A 19,517-nucleotide genomic window follows, 5' to 3' on the forward strand; every position below is an offset into this window, starting at 1 on the left:
ATGTAGCGTTTCGGTCAATCGCTCGACGATGGTGCGCTTATTGTCTGGCGACATACACCCGCTGCATCAAGCGTCAGCCCGTCAACGCTCACCGCTTCAGAATTATAGTTGAACCAAAATCTTTCCGTGCCGCAGTCGCGGACACGGACGCCGTCCGGCAAGTCCAACGTCGCAATCTTTGCAATCTCGCATTCTTGTCCAATGATCCGGCGCAACGCATCCTGATCCGGCCAAGCGCCGATATAGCACAAGCGTCCGGTACCCATAACAACGGCCAACCCGTCAACCGATCGCTCTAGCACCTCCGCCGAGCCTTCCAGTACTTCGCGATAAAGATGCAGGTTGCCACCGCTTTCCAAGGCCACGGGCATGTCCGGGCGCAAACTTTCAACTCTTGAAACAATCACATCCAATCCGGCTATATCCGGTGGCAAAGGTACTGGTATCGACATGTCTTCATCTCTCGCGGCACTTCGTGGCCCCAAGAGAACTTGCGCCTCGGTCGCGGCCAATGCAGCTTTCAGACCGTCGGACATATGCATCAATCCGGGGGCCGCGATCAAATCATACCCCGAAAAGTCCCGGTTGCTCGCGGGTAGAATATCAAGCGACAGTCCAAGACCGCGCATCGCTTTATACCAGTCGAAAACCAAGCCGAAATAGCTCAACCCCTGACCGTGCGGCTGAACCTGCCACGCAGCATCCGCGTCATAGTCAAAGATCATCGCAACTCTTGCGCGGCCTTGTTCAACTTCAGGCGCATCTGCGATTTCGGTCGCCACCCTTCGGGCTTCTTCAAAACCCGGCGCTTCCACACTGTCAGGGCGCAAAAGGCCAGCGTGCATCTGCTCTTGCGCAAATGGTGCCTGTCTCCAGCGGAAATAGCAGACCGCCTCGGCTCCGTGGGCGAAGGCTTCCCAGCTCCATAAACGCACCGTCCCTAACAATGGCGCGGGGTTGTAAGGTGCCCAATTTACCGGCCCCGGTTGCTGTTCCATCACCCACCAGCGCCCTCGTCCCACTGCGCGATACAGGTCATGGTGGAAAGCCTGAAAGTCGGGATCACCCTGACGGGAAAAGCGGCGCTGCCATGCGTCATCCGCGCCGACACGGTCCTCAAGAAAGCCCAGCGGGTAGCTATCCCAAGACGCGATATCCAAATCCGACCCGACGGCAAAGTGGTCGAAATCGGTAATACGTCCCATGTAATTATGGGCAATCGGCGCATCCGTATGAGCGCGCAAAATGTCGACCTGCAATCGGTTGAACGCCACAACTTGGTCCGAGCTGAACCGTCGAAATGCGAGGCTATGCGCAGGGTTCGGCTCAGTGACGGTCAGGTTCGGCAAATCAATCTGATCGAAATCGTCATAGTCCATCGACCAGAAGATGTTTCCCCACGCCTTGTTCAGCGCGCTGATATCGCCGTCATTCCCATCCCCACGGTAGCGCGCACGCAGCCAGTCCTGGAACGCGTGTCGCGCAGCATTGCTGTATGAAATCGTCGTGTCGTGGCAGCCATACTCATTGTCCGTTTGCCATGCCGCAACATGAGGATTGGCACCATATCTTTCGGCCATCGCCGTAACGATACGCGCACACTCAGTTTTATAACCTTCGTGACTGAAGCAATAATGCCTTCGTGATCCGAATTTGCGCGGACGCCCCTCGACGTCACCGGCCAGCATATCGGGGTGGCGATCAATCAGCCAACGCGGCGGGGTCGCGGTAGGCGTTCCCAAGACCACCCTTAAACCTGCGTCACCCAACACTTCGATTGCATCGTCGAGCCAGTCAAACTGGTACTCTCCCGGTGCAGGCTCCAGCTGTCCCCACGAGAACTCGCCGATACGCACCCAAGTCAACCCGAGTTCAACCATCCGCCGCGCGTCGTCTTTCCAGATTTCGCGTGGCCAATGTTCAGGGTAATAGCATGTTCCCAGAGTACGCTTCATCAGCTCACATCATCATAGGCAGCGACAATATCGGCAGCCCGTTTTGCAACATCCGCCACCGAGAAACTCGGTTTGTAGAGTCCGCTGCCGATGCCGAACCCGACGGCTCCTGCAGAAATCCATTCGGCGAAATTATCCGGCCCCACTCCGCCTACCGCGTAGGTTTCCGTTTCAGGTGGCAAAACAGCAGATATCGCTTTTAGGCCTTCAGAGCCCATAAGAAACGACGGGAATATTTTCAAACCATCCGCGCCCGCACGAAGTGCCGCAAAGCAATCCGTCGGGGTCAAAACACCCGGATAGGACGCCAATCCAGCGGCTTTCGAGGTTACAATCACTTCGGCGTTGGTATCGGGTGAAACAATCATCTTCCCGCCCGCGCCCACGACGTTCACCACATCTGCGGGGCTAAGAACGGTCCCTGCCCCGATCAGCGCATCTTGCCCGAAAGCGTCTGCCATCCGTTTGATGCTATCCAATGGCTCGGGTGAATTTAGCGGCACCTCTATTCTGTCGATGCCAGCTTCAATCAGCGCGGCACAAATCCCTTCCGCTTCGTCTGGTTGGATGCCACGCAATATCGCGATAATTTTCCGGCTCATTAGACTTTTTCCTTCAACGATTCATACGCGGCTTTAAGGCCTCTCAAGGTTGTGTCCGACACATTCACCGCTGTCGCGTCGACACCCTGAGCCGCGAGAGCAGTTCTGTACAATTTCGAAAGCCCCCCGCCCCCTATGATTGCCACATTCTGACCCAACCAATATGGACGCGCGCCGGAAAGCTCTGCTCCGATTAGCAAACCCGATAGTCGCGCACGCGCCTCTGCTGGCTGCAAATCAGCAACCAAGGCGCCGGCACGAACGCCAAAAAGCTGCGCGGCTAGGGATTGCGGGCGCGCCAACGCATCTGAAATGCCGTCGTCAAAACATGACAGATCAAACTCTCCGACAGATATGCAGTGACGCAACACCGATTGCTTGGAAAGTAGCGCGAACATCTCGCCCGTCATAAAGGTTTGAAAGCTGATGACCTCTCCCAGACTGATATGCACCCATTTGGTATGGGTTCCGGGCAGGCAGAGCACACCGTCAAAGTCAGGAGTGGCGGCTAGATATCCAGCGATTTGTGTCTCTTCGCCTCGCATCACATCAGGAGGCGATATCTGCTTGATCCCAGGCAAAATAAACACCGAAATATGCGGGTCTTTTGCAGGGACACGGGTGGCTGTCTGCCCGTCCGGCGGCGTGCAAGGCGTGTTGAGATACGCAGCCTCTGCCCAGCCTTGCCGTGATCCCACCATGCCACAACACAAAACCGGCAACGTACGTTCAACAGTCAGATATGGAGCAATGAGCGCCAAGAGCGTCGCTTCGAACCCGTCACGATCGAGCACACCCATGCCTTGATCGGATTCATATGCCGCGAAGGCTTGACCATCCGCATCCATCGCCCAAACGCGTAGGTTTGAAGTACCCCAGTCAACAGCGATCCACGCGGCGTCCGCCATCAGCCCGTCACCACGACGCCGCCATCGACGACCAGAGCCTGCCCCGTCATCATGCGGCTGGTGTTTGATGCGAGAAACAGCACCGCGTCAACCATGTCTTGCGGCGCGAGCGTGTCCTTGAGGCATTGGCGGGCGACATGGGCCTCCAGCGCCTCGGGGGTTACCCACAGCTCCTTTTGCTTATCGGTCAGCACCCAACCGGGGGCGAGCGCGTTGACCCTTATTTTGTCAGGGCCAAACTCACGGGCCAAGCTGCGGGTCATGCCGTTGATGCCGGAATTCGCGGTGGTGTAGGCCGGATAGCCCGCATTGCCCATCATGTAGCTGATAGACGAGAAGTTGATGATTGAGCCGCCGCCCGCTTTGCGCATTCCCTCGACCACAGCCTGACACGCGAAAAAATACGCCTTCAGGTTGATTGCCATCGACCAGTCCCAGAACGCCTCGTCCACCTCCTCAGTGCTGTGGCGCTTGTCGTTTGCGGCGTTGTTGACCAGCACCGTTACGGGGCCATGGGCATCACTCGCCTCTTTGATACAGCTTTGCAGGCGCGGGATGTCGGTGATGTCGCATTGCAAAAACAGCGGGCGGGAGCCGTGCTTCTGCTCCATCTCATCGGCAAAATCCTTGGCGTCGGAGCGTTGCACAAACGCGACCTTCGCACCCTGCGCCATCAGGCCGTCGGTCAAGGACGCGCCGATGCCGGAGCCGCCGCCTGTGACAAACACAGACGCTCCGTCGAGATCGTGGAAAGTAGCGGTCTTTGTCATAGGAGCGTTCCTTCGATGACCCACATCGTTTCAGGGAAGGACCATGGCAGGGTCAGGCCATGGCTCATCAGATAAGAGCCACTTAGCACGAGCGGCCCGGATTTGAGCGCGGGATCACCGCGTGACAGACCGATCGCATCGGCTCGGTTGATAAGCTCCACGCGATACTTGGCGTCCGGTGTCAGCCGCGTCAGCCGCAGCGGGCGGGGTGCGATTTGAGTGCTCGTGTCGGCCTTGCCAGCGAAGACTACAAACCTGTCACCGCCTTCAGCCAGTTGCTGCTCGGCGATGACCGCAGGATCGGCGCTATCGAGCCGCAGGATATCAGCGCGGAACATCCAGTCGCGGTTGGCTTTCCACCACGCCGTGACCTCGGTCAGCACCTCGGCCTCTTCGTCCGTCAGCTCGCGCGGGTCCATCTCGAAGCCCATATGCCGCTGGGCTGCGACCCACGCTCGGAAACGGATATCCAGCACCCGCCCCGATGTGTGGCATTTGCGGGGGCCGACATGGCTGCCGGTAACCGCCAAAGGCAGGAAAATTGCCGCGTTGTGCTGCATCCTCAGCCGCTCCAGCGCGTCGTTGCTGTCGGAGAGCCAGACCCGATGCGTGCGCTTAAGGATGCCGAAGTCGATCCGCCCGCCGCCAGAAGCGCAGCTTTCGATTTCGACATGCGGGAAGTCCTGCCGCAACTGGTCGATCAACATGTAAGAACCGCGTGTCTGCGCGGCATCGGGCATGGGCAGAACGCGGTTGTGGTCCCATTTGATGTAGTCAATCGGGTTGTCGCGCAGCACTTTACTCATGCGGTCCAGCAGAAACGCGCGGACCTCGGGCAGGGCCATGTTGAGGGCTTTCTGGTTGCGGCCCAGAATTTGATCCTCGCCGCCGAACGCCCAGTCAGGATGCGCGCGGTAAATGTCGCTGTCGGGATTGATCATCTCAGGCTCGAACCAGATGCCGAAGGTCATGCCCAGATCGTGGACATGGTCGATCAGCGGCTTCAGCCCGTCGGGGTATTTGCGGGGGTCCACCTCCCAATCGCTAAGCGCACGAGTGTCGTCATCACGCCCGCCGAACCAGCCGTCATCGAGCACAAAGCGCTCGGCGCCAAGGGCGGCGGCGCGGGTGGCGATATCCTTGAGCTTGGGGATGTCGTGATCGAAATAGACCGCCTCCCAGCAATTGAAATGCACGGGACGGGGTCGGTCGGGGTCGGGGAATTGCACGATCTCGTCGCGCAGGTGCCGTTGGAACGCTACCGCGCATCCGTTGATCCCATCGTCCGAGAACATCGCATAGAGAGGCGCAGTCTGGAAGCGCGTCTGTGGCGTGCCCTCGACCCGTGCGGCGTGGCCGAACTGGATCTGGCGGCGACCATCGGGCAACTCTTCGGCCACCATGCGGTGCCCGCCGGACCAGCCGTAGTGAAACGCGTAGGCGTGGCCTTGCCCGTTGGTGGCTCCGCGGCAGGGGACGATCAAGCCGGGGAAATGCTCGTGGCCCGTGCGCCCTGTGCGGTTCTCGCGGTAGCGGATGCCAGCAGACCACGGCGTGCGGTTCAACTGGAATTCGCCACACCAGCGTCCCGCCACGTCGATCATCTCGTCCGACATTTGCGGCGCAGGGAAAACCGGCGCGCTGAGCCAGTGCAGGTGAACCGGGTCGGCCGCTTCCAGCGTTGCCTGCGCCTCGATCATGTGGGTTTGCCCGTTGATCAAGAAGCTGGCGATGTAGGTCAGCCCGTTGGCCTCGTCTTGATAGGTCAGGATCAGGCTGTCCGTATCGGTCTGGGCCTCCGACAGGCAGAACTTCGGCAGCAGCGGCGTGCCGTCCTTGGCGCGTAGGATCAGTCCCGGCTGGCCGGGGAAGGTGCGCGTCGCTTCGGGGCAGAGCGACAGCTCCGGATTGGCGTCGAGCATGCCGCCCGTCACGTCTATTGCGTAGGCGTGATAGAGTGTTGCGAGGTCTTCGTCATCAGGAAGCCTCGGCCCCCAATAGACCACCTCTGCGAGGCGGCCCTTGTGGGACGCGAGGACCAGCGATTGACGTCCGTCATCGAGCCGCCAGCTTTGGATCATTTCACGGCTCCGAGGGTCAGGCCTGCGATGAAGTGCTTTTGCATCAGGAAGAACATCGCCACCGGCGGCAGGGCCGCCACGATCGCGCCCGCGCTCATCAGGTGATATGCCGCGCGATACTGTGCGTTGAACGAGGTGATGCCCGCCGTGACCGGCTGCGATTCCGCGCCTTGGGTCAGCACCACGGCCCAAAAGTAGTCGTTCCAGATGAAGGTGAAGATCAACACCATCAGCGCCGCGATTGCGGGCTTCATCAGGGGCAGCACCACGTACACGAAAATCCGCCATTCGGCCACGCCTTCGACCCGCGCGGCCTCGATCAGCGCGAAGGGCAGGCCCTTGATGAAGTTGCGCATGAACAGCGTGCAGAAGCCCGTCTGGAACGCAATGTGGAACAGCACGAGGCCGGTCTTGGTGTTGTAGAGGCCGAGGTCCAGCGTCAGGTCGCGCACCGGCACCATCAGAATCTGGAACGGCACGAAGTTGCCCGCCACGAACATGAAGAACAGCCACAGGTTCGCCTTGAACTTGTAGATGCCAAGCGCAAAGCCCGCCATGCAGGACAGCGCGACCGCGCCAATGGCCGTGGGCACCGTGATCAGGATCGAGTTCAACAAATAGCGCGGCATATCGGACTCGAAGAACACCTTGCCGTAGTTTTCCCAACCGCCAAATTTTGACGGCAGGTTCCAGTAATCGCCGGTGGAAAAATCGGCCGCAGGCTTGACCGAGAACAGGGCGACCGCGATCAGAGGCAGTAGCCACAGGATCAGGGCGACAGGCAGAAGGGACTGGTAGCCGATCTGGACTGAGCGGGATGATTTCTCAATAGGTTTCGGAAACATCTCAGTGCCCCCTCTCTTCTTTGTACATCGAGTAGAGGAAATACGCGATAAAGCAGAGCATGATCAGGAACAGCACCACGGCGATGGCCGCGCCATAGCCCATGCGGAACCCGTATTCGGACAGCGCGACCTCGAACATATAGAAGCTGAGGACGCGGCTTTCCCCGAACGGCCCGCCATTGGTCATGATCGAAATCAAATCGAATGAACGCAGCGCACCCACAATGGTCACGACAAAGGCTATGAAGGTCGCCGGTTTCAGTTGTGGCACAATCACATACCACAGCATTTTCCAGCCCTTCGCGCCGTCAAGCCGCGCCGCCTCGACCTGCTCGGGGTCAACCGCGTTCAAGCCCGTCAGATACAGGATCATGCAGTAAGCTGTTTGCGGCCAGAGACCCGCAGCGATGATGCCGTAGGTCACGTAGGTCGGGTCGCCCAGCACGTTGACCGGCCCAAGGCCGACGACGCCGAGGATAGAGTTAAGCAGGCCGAAGGTCGGGTCATAGAACCACGTGAACACAAGGCCAACGACCACCTGACTAATCACGAACGGGAAGAAGAACAGCGACTTGTAGATGCGGATGCCGGTAACGGTCTGGTTGAGAAACAGCGCGATGAACAGACCCGCGGGGATTGCCAGCAGATATAGAACCAGCCAGATCAGGTTGTTCTTGAGAGAGGTGTAGAAGGCAGGATCGTCCCACAGCTCTTTGTAGTTGCTGAGGCCCACATATTCCTTCTCGCCCAGCCCGTCCCATTGATAGGCGGACAGATTGAAGCTCTGGAAGATGGGAAGGATTACGTAGACGAGGAAGAAAAGCATCGCCGGGATCAGGAACAACCATGGCGTCACGCTGATCTCGTTGCGCTTGTACCGCGATCTTCGTTGCGGTTCTGGCGTGATCGGAGGAACTTCTGTGGTCGTCATGAAAACCTCGTTTCAGTAGAGCGCCAAAATTGCGATGGGCGCTGCTCAATCAGGCAGAGAGGCAGGGGGCGGCGACTAAGCGACCGCCCCAAATTATTTATTTGTAGATACGACCGCGAGCCTTTTCCAAGCGTGCAAGGATCGCGTCCAGATTGTCGGGACGCACCATAAACTCCTGCAGGCCTTCCATGGCAACCTTGGCCATTTCAGCCGGGAAGTCGCGATCAAAGAATTGAGCCACACCACCCGGTGAGTTGGATGACAGCATCGTGAAGCCCTCGTTCAGGAACTTGTCATCATCCACAGCCGACTTGGCATTGATCGGAAGTTGACCCAACGCATCACCCGCATTGATCTGCGTTTGTATGTCAGGCGAGACCATGAAGCGCAGGAACGCCTTGGCGTTTTCTTTATTGCTTGCTCCCGATGGGATGTGGAAGGTGTCTGTCGGCGCGTCTTCTGCCAGTGCGACATCAGGGTTGATTGCCGGGAACTGGTAGAAGTCGAGCTGATCATCGCTCAAGCCTGCTTCACGCAATGGAGCCACAGCGAAATTGCCGATCAGATAGGACGCGGCATCACCTTGCACCATGAAGGGCAGTGCTTCCTGCCAGCTGTAGGACTGGTGGTTCTCGAGGAAGCCGCCCATGTCAATCAGCTCACGCCAGTTAGCAAACGTTGCACGGACGCGGTCATCTTCCCAGCTTACATCGCCATTCGCGAGGTCCATGTGGAAGTCGAAGCCGTTGGTTCGCAGGTTCAGGTAGTCAAACCAGCCACCAGCGGTCCACAGGAATTTGGAACCAATCGCATAGCAGGCACGACCAGACTCGACGATTTTGGCACAGTTGGCTTTTTCTTCCTCCCAGTTGGTGGGTTCAGACAAGCCAAGTTCATCGAAGATGTCTTTGCGGTAATATATTCCCCATTGGTAGTAAGTGTAGGGAACGCCCCATTGCTTGCCATCAATCGTCATCGCGCCCTTGGTGGATGCCAGGTTCTCGGCGATCTCCGGTTCGGCCCAAAGGTCCGATACATCTTCAAACAGGCCAGCCTCCACATAGGGCTTCATCCGGTTTGCCGCGTACCAGTTGGCAACATCCGGTGAGTTTGCAGTCAAAAAATTGCGGATCTGGGTCTTGTAGGCCTCACGATCGATGATCGTGGTCTCAATGTTGAGGTCGGGGTTCATTTCGCCAAATTTGGCGATTGCGCTTTCCATCGTCGCGCGCGGCGCGGGGTTCGATGTGTCGAGGAAGATTTTGAGATCGCCTGTCAGATCTTGAGCCGACGCGCTGAGCGATCCGCCTGCCACAACGGCAACCGTAGATAGCGCAGCAATCGACGCCCTGTAAGTGAAACGCATGGTGTCCTCCCTAATTGTTTCAAATAGTGAAATGATAGTTTATATATTGAAACGAGATCACGAATCGCCTAGTTTTGTCAAGTAGGGGCCGCAGCGGCAGAAGGCGTTGAGGTCGGGAGGAGAGATCAGAATGCAAAGCTCGCAAACGGCCAGTGGCACCGTCAAAAAGGCGTTGAGCGTTCTGGATCAAGTCGCCTCTTTCGAACGCCCTGTACGGCTCAATGAACTTGTCGAAGTTTCACCATACCCAAAAGGCACGCTCTACCGGATGCTGCAAACCCTACGCTCTGAAGGGATGCTGACATATGATGAAACTAAGCAGGCATACTCCTTGGGAATTCGTCTCGTCAGATTGGCTCACACCGCTTGGACACAATCGTCGCTCGCGCCGACTGCCCGCCCGATTCTGGACGCCCTAAGCAAGTCGATTGGTGAAACGATACATTTGGCCCAACTCGACAACGCGCAGGTTCTTTACGTGGACAAGCGAAACGCCCAGCGCCCTGTCGAAATGTTTTCGCAGGCTGGCAAGGTTGGTCCTGCGTACTGCACTGGCGTCGGCAAAGCGATGCTTGCCTTTTTGCCAGAAACCGAGCTTCAGCAAGTGCTTGAACAACAATCGTATCATCGCTTTACGCCTCACACCTTAGGAAGCGTGCAAGAACTGCGTGACGAGCTGTCAAACATTCGCACGCGCGGCTACGCCTATGATCGCGAAGAACACGAGCCGGGAATTATTTGCATCGCGATGCCAATTCTAACGCGAACCAAGCGCGTTATGGGGGCCATTTCGGTTACCAGTACGACCTCGCGCACATCACTTGATCAGCTCGAGGCCCTGGCGCCGAAAATGCATCAGGCCGCAGACGCGATTGCCGAAACAGCGGTGCATTGGCGCTTCCCTGTCGAACAGAAAACCAAAGAAAAAATGGAGGGCTGAACTCATGTCTGGTGTCACGCTACAAAACGTAATCAAACGCTACGGCGACGTTCAGGTCATCCATGGGATCGACCTTGAAATAGAAGACGGTGAATTCTGCGTATTTGTCGGCCCTTCGGGCTGCGGCAAGTCGACCTTGTTGCGTATGGTTGCCGGCCTCGAAGAAACAACCAGCGGTGCTATCGGCATCGGCACGCGCGATGTCACCAGCATGGACCCTGCCGAACGCGGCGTCGCAATGGTGTTCCAAACCTACGCGCTATATCCGCATATGACGGTTCGCGACAACATGGGTTTCGGCCTGAAAATGAACGGGCATCCAAAGGCGGAAATCGCAGAAAAAGTTGCCGAAGCGACCCGCATTCTGAAGTTGGAGGAATACCTGAACCGCAAGCCCTCCGCTTTGTCAGGCGGACAGCGGCAACGGGTTTCCATCGGACGCGCGATTGTTCGCGGCCCCGAAGTCTTTCTGTTCGACGAGCCGCTGTCCAACCTTGATGCTGAGTTGCGCGTGGAGATGCGTGTCGAGATTGCTCGGCTGCACAAAGAAATCGGTGCAACGATGATTTACGTGACCCATGACCAGGTGGAAGCGATGACTCTCGCCGATAAGATCGTCGTTTTGCGTGCGGGTCACATCGAGCAGGTTGGAGCGCCACTGGACCTGTATCGCAATCCCGACAATAAATTCGTGGCAGGCTTTATCGGCTCCCCTGCAATGAACTTCCTCGACGGAGTTGTCACGAGTGGAGAGGTCGACATTCCCGCGCTGAAAGGAAGATTCAAACTTCCACTTGGCACACCAGCCGACGGAACTGATGTTTCCTTCGGCATCCGCCCTGAACATCTTGAGATCAATGCCAAAGGCGACACGCACACGGTCGACATGACCGAAGCCCTTGGCGGCGTATCTTTTGCGCACCTGATCTCGGATAACGGTGAGAAGATCATCGTTGAAGAACGGGGTGACGAGCGTTCACAAGAAGGTGCCCGGGTAGGTGTTACATTCGCCCACGAACGCGCCATGTTATTCGACCGCAAAACCGAGGCACGCATCAGATAAGTTAGAGCCCCGCATCAAGTCACCGACTTGATGTTTCGCTCCGTTCGGAAGGTATGACTTCGGCTGTTCGTTCTCCCCAACCTAAGTCAATTTGGCCCAGCGGTTCATGCAGGCCAATGCTATCCACAGCCGCGCGTAAACAGGTTGATTGTTTGAAATCATGCTGCTTGAGTATTCAAACTGTATATCTGCACGAGGGGGCAAGCGATGGAAGGCTGGAACTTGCAGACATGTTTTGGCAGCCCGCATTGCAGGCATGAAAACGGTTTTGCAGAGCTTAAGCGGAACTTCTATCTTTTCGAGGGCAGAAGAATTCAGCCTGTCTTTTTACTTTAGAAAGAGCCGACATTCATGCGTCTATTCATTCTTGGTCTGATGACACTGATCCCAAGCTATATCGTCGCGGGCGAATTGCCCGCACCGGTGACAGATGCTGACTATCGCTCGATCGCGAAAGCCGAAGCCGAGCTTGGGCAGTTGCTATTTTACGACCCGATCCTGTCGGGCAATAAAGAAGTGGCTTGCGCCACCTGCCACCATCCCCGCCTTGGCACATCGGACGGGCTGTCGCTTGGGATTGGTGACGGGGGTATCGGCCTTGGGCCGGATCGCGTGGTCGATCCGAACAATCTGCCGGAGCAAAGGATACCGCGGAATGCGCCCGCTCTTTTCAACCTTGGCGCAAATGAATTTACGGTTCTTTTCCACGACGGCAGGATAGCCCTGGATCCATCAAGGCCGAGCGGGCTGCGCACCCCACTTGATGATGATATGGTTACAGGGTTTGCCAGCTTGCTGTCGGCACAAACCATGTTTCCGGTGCTAAGCGCGGATGAGATGGCTGGTCACTACAGCGAAAACGATGTGGCCAAAGCAGTGCGTCAAGGATTGTTAACTGGGCAAGGTGGTGCGTGGGATATTATCGCAAGACGCGTTGCCGCCCTGCCGGACTACGTTGAGCGTTTCACGACGGTCTATCCGCATATCAACTCCGCTGACCAAATCGGCTTCACCGACATTTCTAACGCCATCGCAACATTCATGGAGTTTGAATGGCGTTCGGACACGTCTCCATTTGATGCATTCCTGCGCGATCAACAGGAGTTATCAGAACTGGCATCCGAAGGTATGACGCTGTTTTACGGTGATGCCGGATGCTCAACCTGTCATAGCAGGGCCTTTCAGACAGACCACAAGTTCCACGCGATGGGGGCACCACAGATCGGGCCGGGCAAGGCCGCGCGATTTGAGTCACATGCGAAAGATGAAGGCCGGTTTCGCGTGACTGGCGATCCGTCAGACTTATACAAGTTCCGCACACCCTCCTTGCGCAACGTGGCCATCACCGCCCCTTACGGGCATGCGGGTTCACATGCGTCACTTCAAGCGTTTATTAAAGACCATCTCGATCCCGTTGCGGCCCTGAAGCTTTATGATCCGGCGCAACTGGTCTTGCCGCAGTTGCAGGTAGATGACCTGCGCGCTCTTGAGGATAGCGCGGAAATGTCAGCAATAGTCTCGGCAGTCGAGCAATCTCCTGTGCACCTAACCGATGCAGAAATTGCGTCGCTGACAGCCTTCCTGAACAGCCTTACCGATCCCGATGCGATGCTAGGGCGACTTGGTGTACCTGACACTGTTCCGAGTGGTCTAAGGGTGCCAAATTAACGATCTGGCTTTTCAATCAACAAGGATTGGTCACCGTGGACTTCAGTCTGTGTGATCGAACCGTCCGGCCAAACCACTTGTATTACCGCGATATTCTCATCACCAAGCCCGAAATGTAGCGGCAATGCGCTGCCACCGGCATGGCCACCACCGATACGCAAATGCTGAATCTGCCCGTTAACCGTCACCTTAGCCCCGATTGCATCGCGATTTCGACCGCGCTGGGACAACGACACTCCGAGCCAATGCGCTGTGTCGCCGACATTCCGGTAAATCCGCAACGGAGCCCGTCTGTTGACGACCACCAGATCAAGACGCCCGTCGCCGTCAAAATCCGCCAACGCCGCCCCGCGTGACCGCGCAAAATCTGCAACACCAGCGGCCTCGGCACTTTCGTGAAACGTGCCGTCAGCGTTCTGAACCAACAGGTTGTTGGGGTCATTCATCGCATTGCTTGGCATCTGATCAACGTTCCCCTTGGCAATGAATAAATCCAGCCGCGTGTCATTGTTAATGTCGCCAAACTGCGCGTGCCATCCGGTTGATGGGCGCCCGTCATCACCTGTGTGGGGCCGGTGTGCATAGGTGCCTATTCCGAACGGAGCAGCAATATAGGTGCCATCCGGCATCGCCAATTGCATCAACTGGTCACCCATAGATGTCAGCATCACCTCATCAACGCCATCACCAGTCAGGTCAGCACTGGCAATGCCCATGCCCCACAACATTACCTTGGGCCAGCCATCGGCCTCGGTCAGAAAGCGTTGCTCGTCGATATCCCAAAGCTGTTCCTGACCGTCGCGGACATAATATTGGCGGTCATTGGATATCCGAAGTGTCCTGCGCCCGCGCGCGTCCGGCCCGGCCAGCATCGACAATGCGCAAAACCCTGGCGACAGGTCATGCGCATCATAGCCACCGCGATGTGGACGAAGGATCGTGTTGCTGTCACAAGTACCAAACGGACCATCCTCGTTGGCGCGATCTACGTAGTGTCCCAAAGCAATCACTGGACGCGTATCATCTTCCCACCAAGCCGTGAGGGAGGTTGTCCAGCGATCAGTTTGTGGGATACCCCATTGGGAAGTGACATCGCTGAACTGACAGCCCGCCTGCCCCTTCAGCACGACATCAGGCCCCACGCGCATCACATACAGGTCCGTCCATCCGTCCGCGTCAATATCAATTGGATACGCACCAGTTGCTTTGGTTATCGGGTCAATACTGACCGGCTCAAAGCCAAAACCCCCGACATTTCGCAACAGCATCGCGGGATTTTCGCCGCCCGCCGCGAAAACATCCGCAAGCCCGTTTCGGTCACAATCAAAGACCGCCACGCCTCCGCCGACGAAGTGCTCCCAACCGCCATCATAGACATGCTCAGGAATTCCACTCGACATATCTTCAAATCGGATTTCGGCTACGGCTGTGCTGCCAATACAATTGCCAATCAAGGCAATCCAGGTGAGTGCACCAAATCCAGCCCGCTGCAGCCGTCTTCGAACGCCAGTAAATCTCATGGGGTGCTCACACCAACAAGACTGTCTGTGGCCGCGGTCAAAGCAAGAGCAGTTGCCCCTTTTGCCCACACCAAACCACCCCAAGCATGAGTCGCTATTTCACAAGGATTATTCCCGGGATGGAGCGTCAGCTTATGCACCTCGGACAACATGTCATCGGCATAAAGGTAGTCATATCGCATACGCTCCCCGGATAGAATAATCAGCCCGGGATCAAAGAGCTGAACGACATTTGCAAGGCCCAGCGACAGATATCGCGCTGCCCGATCAAAAATCGCTTTTGCTGCTCGATTGCCGGCCTTGGCTTCGGCGAAGAGAACCTCAAGCGATACATTCGCTCCTTGCGAAGTGGTCACCCCCAGCGCCGTCGCGGCTTCGCGGGTAAGAGCATAGTCAGCAAGATAGGCTTCCAAACATCCCCGCTGGCCGCAGCGACACAACGCGCCGTCGAGTTGAACCTTGGTGTGACCGAGCTCCAGCCCCATTCCACGTGCCCCGCGAAACAGCCTATTGTTCAGGACAAGCCCCATCCCGACGCCATGCTCTACGGTAACAACAGCAAAGTCAGATTTAGCCCGCCCGTCCCCAAACCAAAGCTCTGCAAGGGTGACGATGTTTGCGTCATTGTCCACAAAGACCGGGCAATTGGTTAGCGTAGCGAAAGCGGCTCCCAGCTCGGCATTTGTTTCGGTCAACAACGGAGACCATTCGACCACTCCGGTGTTGTTATCCACCATTCCGGAAATGCCGATACCGATGGCTGCTATATCGGATTCAGTCTTGCCTGCAACGTCGAGCAGTTGAGCAATCAACGGCTCAACTTCCGTTACTAGTTCTGCAACAGATCGGCGCTGTTGATCAGCGGGACGTGTCACTTCGGCAAGAATGCGTCCGACCGAGTCGGTCAAGACGGCCGAATGAACTCGGTCGGAAATGTTTACCCCGATGACGTGAAAACTGTCCGCAACAACCGCGAGGGCAACCGGTGGTCGCCCACGGCTGGTCCCTTGCCGCGCAACATCTTCAACTTCTTGTAAGAATCCATCGGTTATCAGTTCCGCTGCAATACCCGTGACCGAACCCGCGCTGATAGATAAGGCGCGCGCCGTGTCAGCCCGCGCAGCCGTTCCATGCGCACGTACATGCTCAAAAACTTGCTTTCGCAAGGATCTTGATTGATCGTTGTGATCAGGCAAAATAGGCCCGCAACCAGGTGCAGCGGCTTGGGCTTCTACTTCGTTCATGAGTGCCTTCGACATACTTCAAGACCTAAAATAAATCACTGCACAATCCGACCGTAACTCCGAATTTTCAGCATTCTTCAACCATGAAGCCTGATAATTTGCCAAATGACAATATTATTTACTTCAGTCTCTAAATTTAATTTGACTCATGCCTGAGAGTCGGCTTTTATTATTGGAACGGATGTAAGGGCCGTGCCCCCTGCTTGAAGGCAGGGGGAGTAATTGTCTGGGAGGACACCATGAAAAAACTTATTGCAGCCGCCGTCATTGCGACGGTCGGTTTTAGCTCCGCCGCCTTTGCCGAAGGTCTTCGCATCGGCGTATCTTGGGCCAGCTTTCAGGAAGAGCGCTGGAAAATCGACGAAGCCGCGATGGTTTCCGCCATCGAAGCCAACGGCAACACTTACGTATCCGCCGACGCGCAATCTTCTTCAGCCAAGCAGCTGACAGACATCGAAGCCCTGATGAGCCAAGGCGTTGATGCGCTGATTATCAATGCTTGGGACAAAGACGCGATCGGCCCTGCGATCGACGCCGCTGCCAACGAAGGCATCCCGGTTATCGGTTATGACCGCTTGATCGAAGACGACCGCACCTTCTACCTGACGTTCGACAACGTCGGTGTTGGCCGCATCATCGCAAAGTCGGTTGTAGCTGTTCAGCCAGAAGGCAACTATGCCATCATCAAAGGCGACCCGGGTGATCCGAACGCTGCATTCCTTCTGCAAGGCATGATGGAAGTGATCGGCGCAGACGTCGAAGCTGGCAAAATCAAGATTGTTGGCGAGGCTTTCTCCGATAGCTGGAAGCCTGAAAATGCTCAGAAGAACATGGAGCAAATCCTGACGGCCAACGACAATAACGTGGACGCTGTTCTGTCGGAAAATGACGGTATGGCCGGTGGTGTTGTCGCAGCGCTTAGCGCTCAAGGTCTGGTGATCCCTGTAGGCGGTCAAGACGGTGACTTGGCTGCGATCAACCGTGTCGCACGCGGCTCCCAAACTGTGTCGGTCTGGAAGGACGCGCGTGCTCTAGGCAAGGCCGCCGGCGAGATCGCCTCTGCACTAGCCTCTGGTACTGCAATGGCAGACATTGAAGGCGCCAGCATCTTCTCTGACGGTGAAAAAGGCACTCCGATCAACGCGATCCTATTGGAGCCGACACCTTTGACCCGCGACAACTTGAATGTTGCGATTGAAGCTGGCCACATCTCGAAAGAGCAGGCTTGCGAAGGTGCGATCGATGGTGTCGCAGGCTGCGAATAGTCACAAAATGATTGAACGGTGCCGAGGAATATCTCGGCACCGACGCCCTCTTGGCCAATAACTTGCGACCGCCCGGCCAGCCACTGCTCCCCACACATTCGAATTCGGATTGGCCTCCAAACCGATTTGCATCAAAGCCATTCTCACGCTGGGACATCGTATGACCGATTCAACCGAGACCCTGACCACATCCAAATCCGACAGCCCGAACTTGATCGCCAAGTTTCTTAAAGGCACCGAGCTCGACACCCGCCTGTTGGGGATGTTCGGCGCATTAGCCCTGATCTGGCTTGGCTTTCATTTCTATGGCGCGATTTTCAACGGCTATGGCGCGATGCTAACACCGCGCAATCTTTGGAACTTATCGGTGCAGACGTCCTCTATCGGGATCATGGCAACCGGTATGGTTCTTGTCATCGTCACGCGCAACATCGACCTTTCCGTTGGTGCATTGGTTGGCGTCACCGGCATGACGATGGGGCTGCTGCAGGTTGAGTTTTTGCCGCAATATCTGGGGCTTGGAAATCCGTTTATCTGGATCATCACTGCGGTAACCGGTATCCTTGTTGGCGCTATGATTGGGGGCTTCCACGGCTGGTTGATCGCCTATCGCGGCATCCCGGCCTTTATCGTTACACTGGGCGGTTTGCTCGTTTGGCGCGGTGCGGCCTTCTTGTCGAACAACGGCAAAACGATTTCTCCGGTAGACTCTACTTTTCAACTGCTTGGTGGCGGCCCTTATGGAACCATCGGCGCTACGGGAAGCTGGATTGTTGGTGCTTTGGCCTGTGTCGCTATCATCTGGATGCTCATCGCGGGTCGTCGAAGCCGCATGGCACACGGCTTTCCCCTACGACCGATCTGGGGCGAGGTAACCGTAGGAGGTTTGGCGTGCAGCTTGGTCGTTGGCGCGGTACTTTTGGTGAATGCCTACCCTTGGCCCAAAGGCATCATCAAACAGTATGCCGCCGCCAATAACATTACAGTCCCTAAAGAGGGGTTATTCATCAGCCACGGCTTCGCCATACCGGTTCTAATCCTTTTCACTGTCGGCATTCTGATGACTATTCTGGTTAATCGCACGCGGTTTGGACGCAATGTCTTTGCCATCGGCGGGAACCCTGAAGCCGCAGCCCTTGCCGGTATCAACGTCAAATGGATGACACTAAAAATCTTCGCCTTGATGGGCGCGCTTGCTGGTTTGGCAGCCGTTGTGGCGTCAGCCCGCCTAAATTCGGCCACGAACGCACTAGGATTGCTGGACGAGCTTTACGTTATCGCGGCTGCCGTCATCGGCGGCACATCTCTCGCGGGCGGTGTTGGCACGATCTACGGTGCTATTCTAGGCGCGTTGGTCATGCAATCGCTGCAGTCCGGAATGGTGCTGATCGGGTTCGATACTTCCGTCCAGCAAATCGTCGTGGGCTCCGTCCTCGTCTTCGCCGTCTATCTTGATAATCTTTATCGCAAAAAAGCCAAATAGGGGTCACGGGTATGAGCACTAAACGAACTGGAACCCCACTTGTCGAAATGCGCGACATCTCGATTGCCTTCGGCGGCATTCACGCGGTTGATGGTGTGTCGTTGGATTTGTATCCGGGCGAAGTCGTCGGTCTCTTGGGCCACAATGGGGCCGGCAAATCGACACTAATCAAATGCCTGTCCGGAGCCTATCAGGCGGACAGCGGCGAATTCTGGGTTGATGGAAAAAAGGCCACCATTGAAAGCCCCATCGACAGCCGCGATTTGAATATAGAAACGATCTACCAAACGCTGGCACTGGCCGACAATCTGGACGCGGCCAGCAACCTATTTCTAGGTCGTGAATTGACCACCCCGCTTGGCTTCTTGGATGATGCCCGGATGGAGGCTGAAACCCGCAAGATCATGGCGCGGCTCAACCCTAACTTCAAGAAATTCAAAGAGCCTGTAAGTGCCCTTTCGGGTGGGCAGAGGCAATCCGTAGCGATTGCCCGCGCAGTCTACTTCAACGCCCGCATCCTGATTATGGATGAACCGACCGCCGCATTGGGTGTGCATGAAACGGAAATGGTTGCCGATCTGATCAAAGAGCTAAAAAGTCAGGGGCTCGGCATATTCTTGATCAGCCATGACACCCGCGAAATGATGGACCTTTGCGACCGTGTCGCGGTGATGAAGAATGGGAAATTGATCGGAAATGAGCGTGTCGAAGACGTCACCGAAGATGACATCTTGTCGATGATCATTATGGGCAAAAACCCGAAGAAGGCTGCTTGAACCCCAAACCGAGCTTTCCAGTCAGCGCCGCTTGGTCAACGCTTTCGCTGTGGCTGCCGATCTCCGCTCTTAGCGAGTTGAATACAGCGTAGCCGGCGAT

Annotated in this window: 16 protein-coding genes; 6 read left to right on the top strand and 10 right to left on the bottom strand. The window is 56.5% G+C overall.

Annotated features, from left to right (window positions below; all coding sequences use genetic code 11):
- Positions 1-14: 14 nt before the first annotated feature.
- From BDE40_RS11510 to BDE40_RS11545, 8 genes are all read right to left on the bottom strand, one after another.
- The gene (locus BDE40_RS11510) at positions 15-1,955 is read right to left on the bottom strand and encodes a beta-galactosidase (protein ID WP_134014658.1); all 1,941 of its coding nucleotides are present in this window, start codon (positions 1,953-1,955) and stop codon (positions 15-17) included.
- Positions 1,955-2,557, bottom strand: a complete 603-nt coding sequence (locus tag BDE40_RS11515; protein ID WP_134014659.1) for a 2-dehydro-3-deoxy-6-phosphogalactonate aldolase — start codon at positions 2,555-2,557, stop codon at positions 1,955-1,957. Before BDE40_RS11515 ends, BDE40_RS11510 begins: the two co-directional genes overlap by 1 nt.
- A complete protein-coding gene (locus tag BDE40_RS11520; RefSeq protein ID WP_134014660.1) occupies positions 2,557-3,465 on the bottom strand; it encodes a 2-dehydro-3-deoxygalactonokinase in 909 nt (302 codons plus the stop codon). Before BDE40_RS11520 ends, BDE40_RS11515 begins: the two co-directional genes overlap by 1 nt.
- Positions 3,465-4,235, bottom strand: coding sequence for an SDR family NAD(P)-dependent oxidoreductase (locus BDE40_RS11525; protein WP_134014661.1), 771 nt, complete (start codon positions 4,233-4,235; stop codon positions 3,465-3,467). The genes BDE40_RS11520 and BDE40_RS11525 overlap by 1 nt, the downstream gene beginning before the upstream one ends.
- Positions 4,232-6,316: an alpha-galactosidase gene (locus BDE40_RS11530; protein ID WP_134014662.1), complete on the bottom strand. Its 2,085-nt coding sequence runs from the start codon at positions 6,314-6,316 to the stop codon at positions 4,232-4,234. The genes BDE40_RS11525 and BDE40_RS11530 overlap by 4 nt, the downstream gene beginning before the upstream one ends.
- Positions 6,313-7,161, bottom strand: a complete 849-nt coding sequence (locus BDE40_RS11535) for a carbohydrate ABC transporter permease (RefSeq protein WP_134014663.1) — start codon at positions 7,159-7,161, stop codon at positions 6,313-6,315. Before BDE40_RS11535 ends, BDE40_RS11530 begins: the two co-directional genes overlap by 4 nt.
- Before the next feature lies 1 nt (position 7,162).
- Positions 7,163-8,092 carry a carbohydrate ABC transporter permease gene (locus BDE40_RS11540; protein WP_134014664.1) on the bottom strand — a complete coding sequence of 310 codons (930 nt, stop codon included), beginning with the start codon at positions 8,090-8,092 and terminating at the stop codon, positions 7,163-7,165.
- A gap of 97 nt (positions 8,093-8,189) precedes the next feature.
- Positions 8,190-9,458, bottom strand: a complete 1,269-nt coding sequence (locus BDE40_RS11545; RefSeq protein ID WP_134014665.1) for an ABC transporter substrate-binding protein — start codon at positions 9,456-9,458, stop codon at positions 8,190-8,192.
- A 130-nt stretch (positions 9,459-9,588) separates the two neighbouring features.
- Between BDE40_RS11545 and BDE40_RS11550 the strand changes: the two genes are divergently transcribed.
- The 3 genes from BDE40_RS11550 to BDE40_RS11560 all read left to right on the top strand — a co-directional run bounded on the left by BDE40_RS11550 (position 9,589) and on the right by BDE40_RS11560 (position 13,129).
- Positions 9,589-10,398 (top strand): IclR family transcriptional regulator, encoded by an 810-nt coding sequence (locus BDE40_RS11550; RefSeq protein WP_134014666.1) that lies wholly within the window; start codon positions 9,589-9,591, stop codon positions 10,396-10,398.
- A 4-nt stretch (positions 10,399-10,402) separates the two neighbouring features.
- The gene (locus BDE40_RS11555) at positions 10,403-11,461 is read left to right on the top strand and encodes an ABC transporter ATP-binding protein (RefSeq protein ID WP_134014667.1); all 1,059 of its coding nucleotides are present in this window, start codon (positions 10,403-10,405) and stop codon (positions 11,459-11,461) included.
- Positions 11,462-11,812: 351 nt separating this feature from the next.
- Positions 11,813-13,129, top strand: coding sequence for a cytochrome-c peroxidase (locus BDE40_RS11560; protein ID WP_134014668.1), 1,317 nt, complete (start codon positions 11,813-11,815; stop codon positions 13,127-13,129).
- On the opposite strand, the gene BDE40_RS11565 is transcribed toward BDE40_RS11560, so the two are convergent.
- Both BDE40_RS11565 and BDE40_RS11570 read right to left on the bottom strand, forming a co-directional pair.
- A complete protein-coding gene (locus BDE40_RS11565; protein ID WP_246030427.1) occupies positions 13,126-14,529 on the bottom strand; it encodes a CRTAC1 family protein in 1,404 nt (467 codons plus the stop codon). The genes BDE40_RS11560 and BDE40_RS11565 overlap by 4 nt on opposite strands.
- A 116-nt stretch (positions 14,530-14,645) precedes the next feature.
- A complete protein-coding gene (locus BDE40_RS11570) occupies positions 14,646-15,908 on the bottom strand; it encodes an ROK family protein (RefSeq protein WP_246030428.1) in 1,263 nt (420 codons plus the stop codon).
- A gap of 224 nt (positions 15,909-16,132) precedes the next feature.
- Between BDE40_RS11570 and BDE40_RS11575 the strand changes: the two genes are divergently transcribed.
- The 3 genes from BDE40_RS11575 (at position 16,133) to BDE40_RS11585 (ending at position 19,417) form a co-directional block, all read left to right on the top strand.
- Complete coding sequence (locus tag BDE40_RS11575) at positions 16,133-17,158, top strand: substrate-binding domain-containing protein (RefSeq protein WP_134014671.1); 1,026 nt, start codon at positions 16,133-16,135, stop codon at positions 17,156-17,158.
- A 160-nt stretch (positions 17,159-17,318) separates the two neighbouring features.
- The gene (locus tag BDE40_RS11580; protein WP_134014672.1) at positions 17,319-18,641 is read left to right on the top strand and encodes a sugar ABC transporter permease; all 1,323 of its coding nucleotides are present in this window, start codon (positions 17,319-17,321) and stop codon (positions 18,639-18,641) included.
- 11 nt (positions 18,642-18,652) lie between these two features.
- Positions 18,653-19,417, top strand: a complete 765-nt coding sequence (locus BDE40_RS11585; RefSeq protein ID WP_134014673.1) for an ATP-binding cassette domain-containing protein — start codon at positions 18,653-18,655, stop codon at positions 19,415-19,417.
- Positions 19,418-19,517: the final 100 nt, after the last annotated feature.

Source organism: Litoreibacter halocynthiae (assembly GCF_004365635.1).
In the GTDB taxonomy this organism is placed as follows: Bacteria; Pseudomonadota; Alphaproteobacteria; order Rhodobacterales; family Rhodobacteraceae; genus Litoreibacter; species Litoreibacter halocynthiae.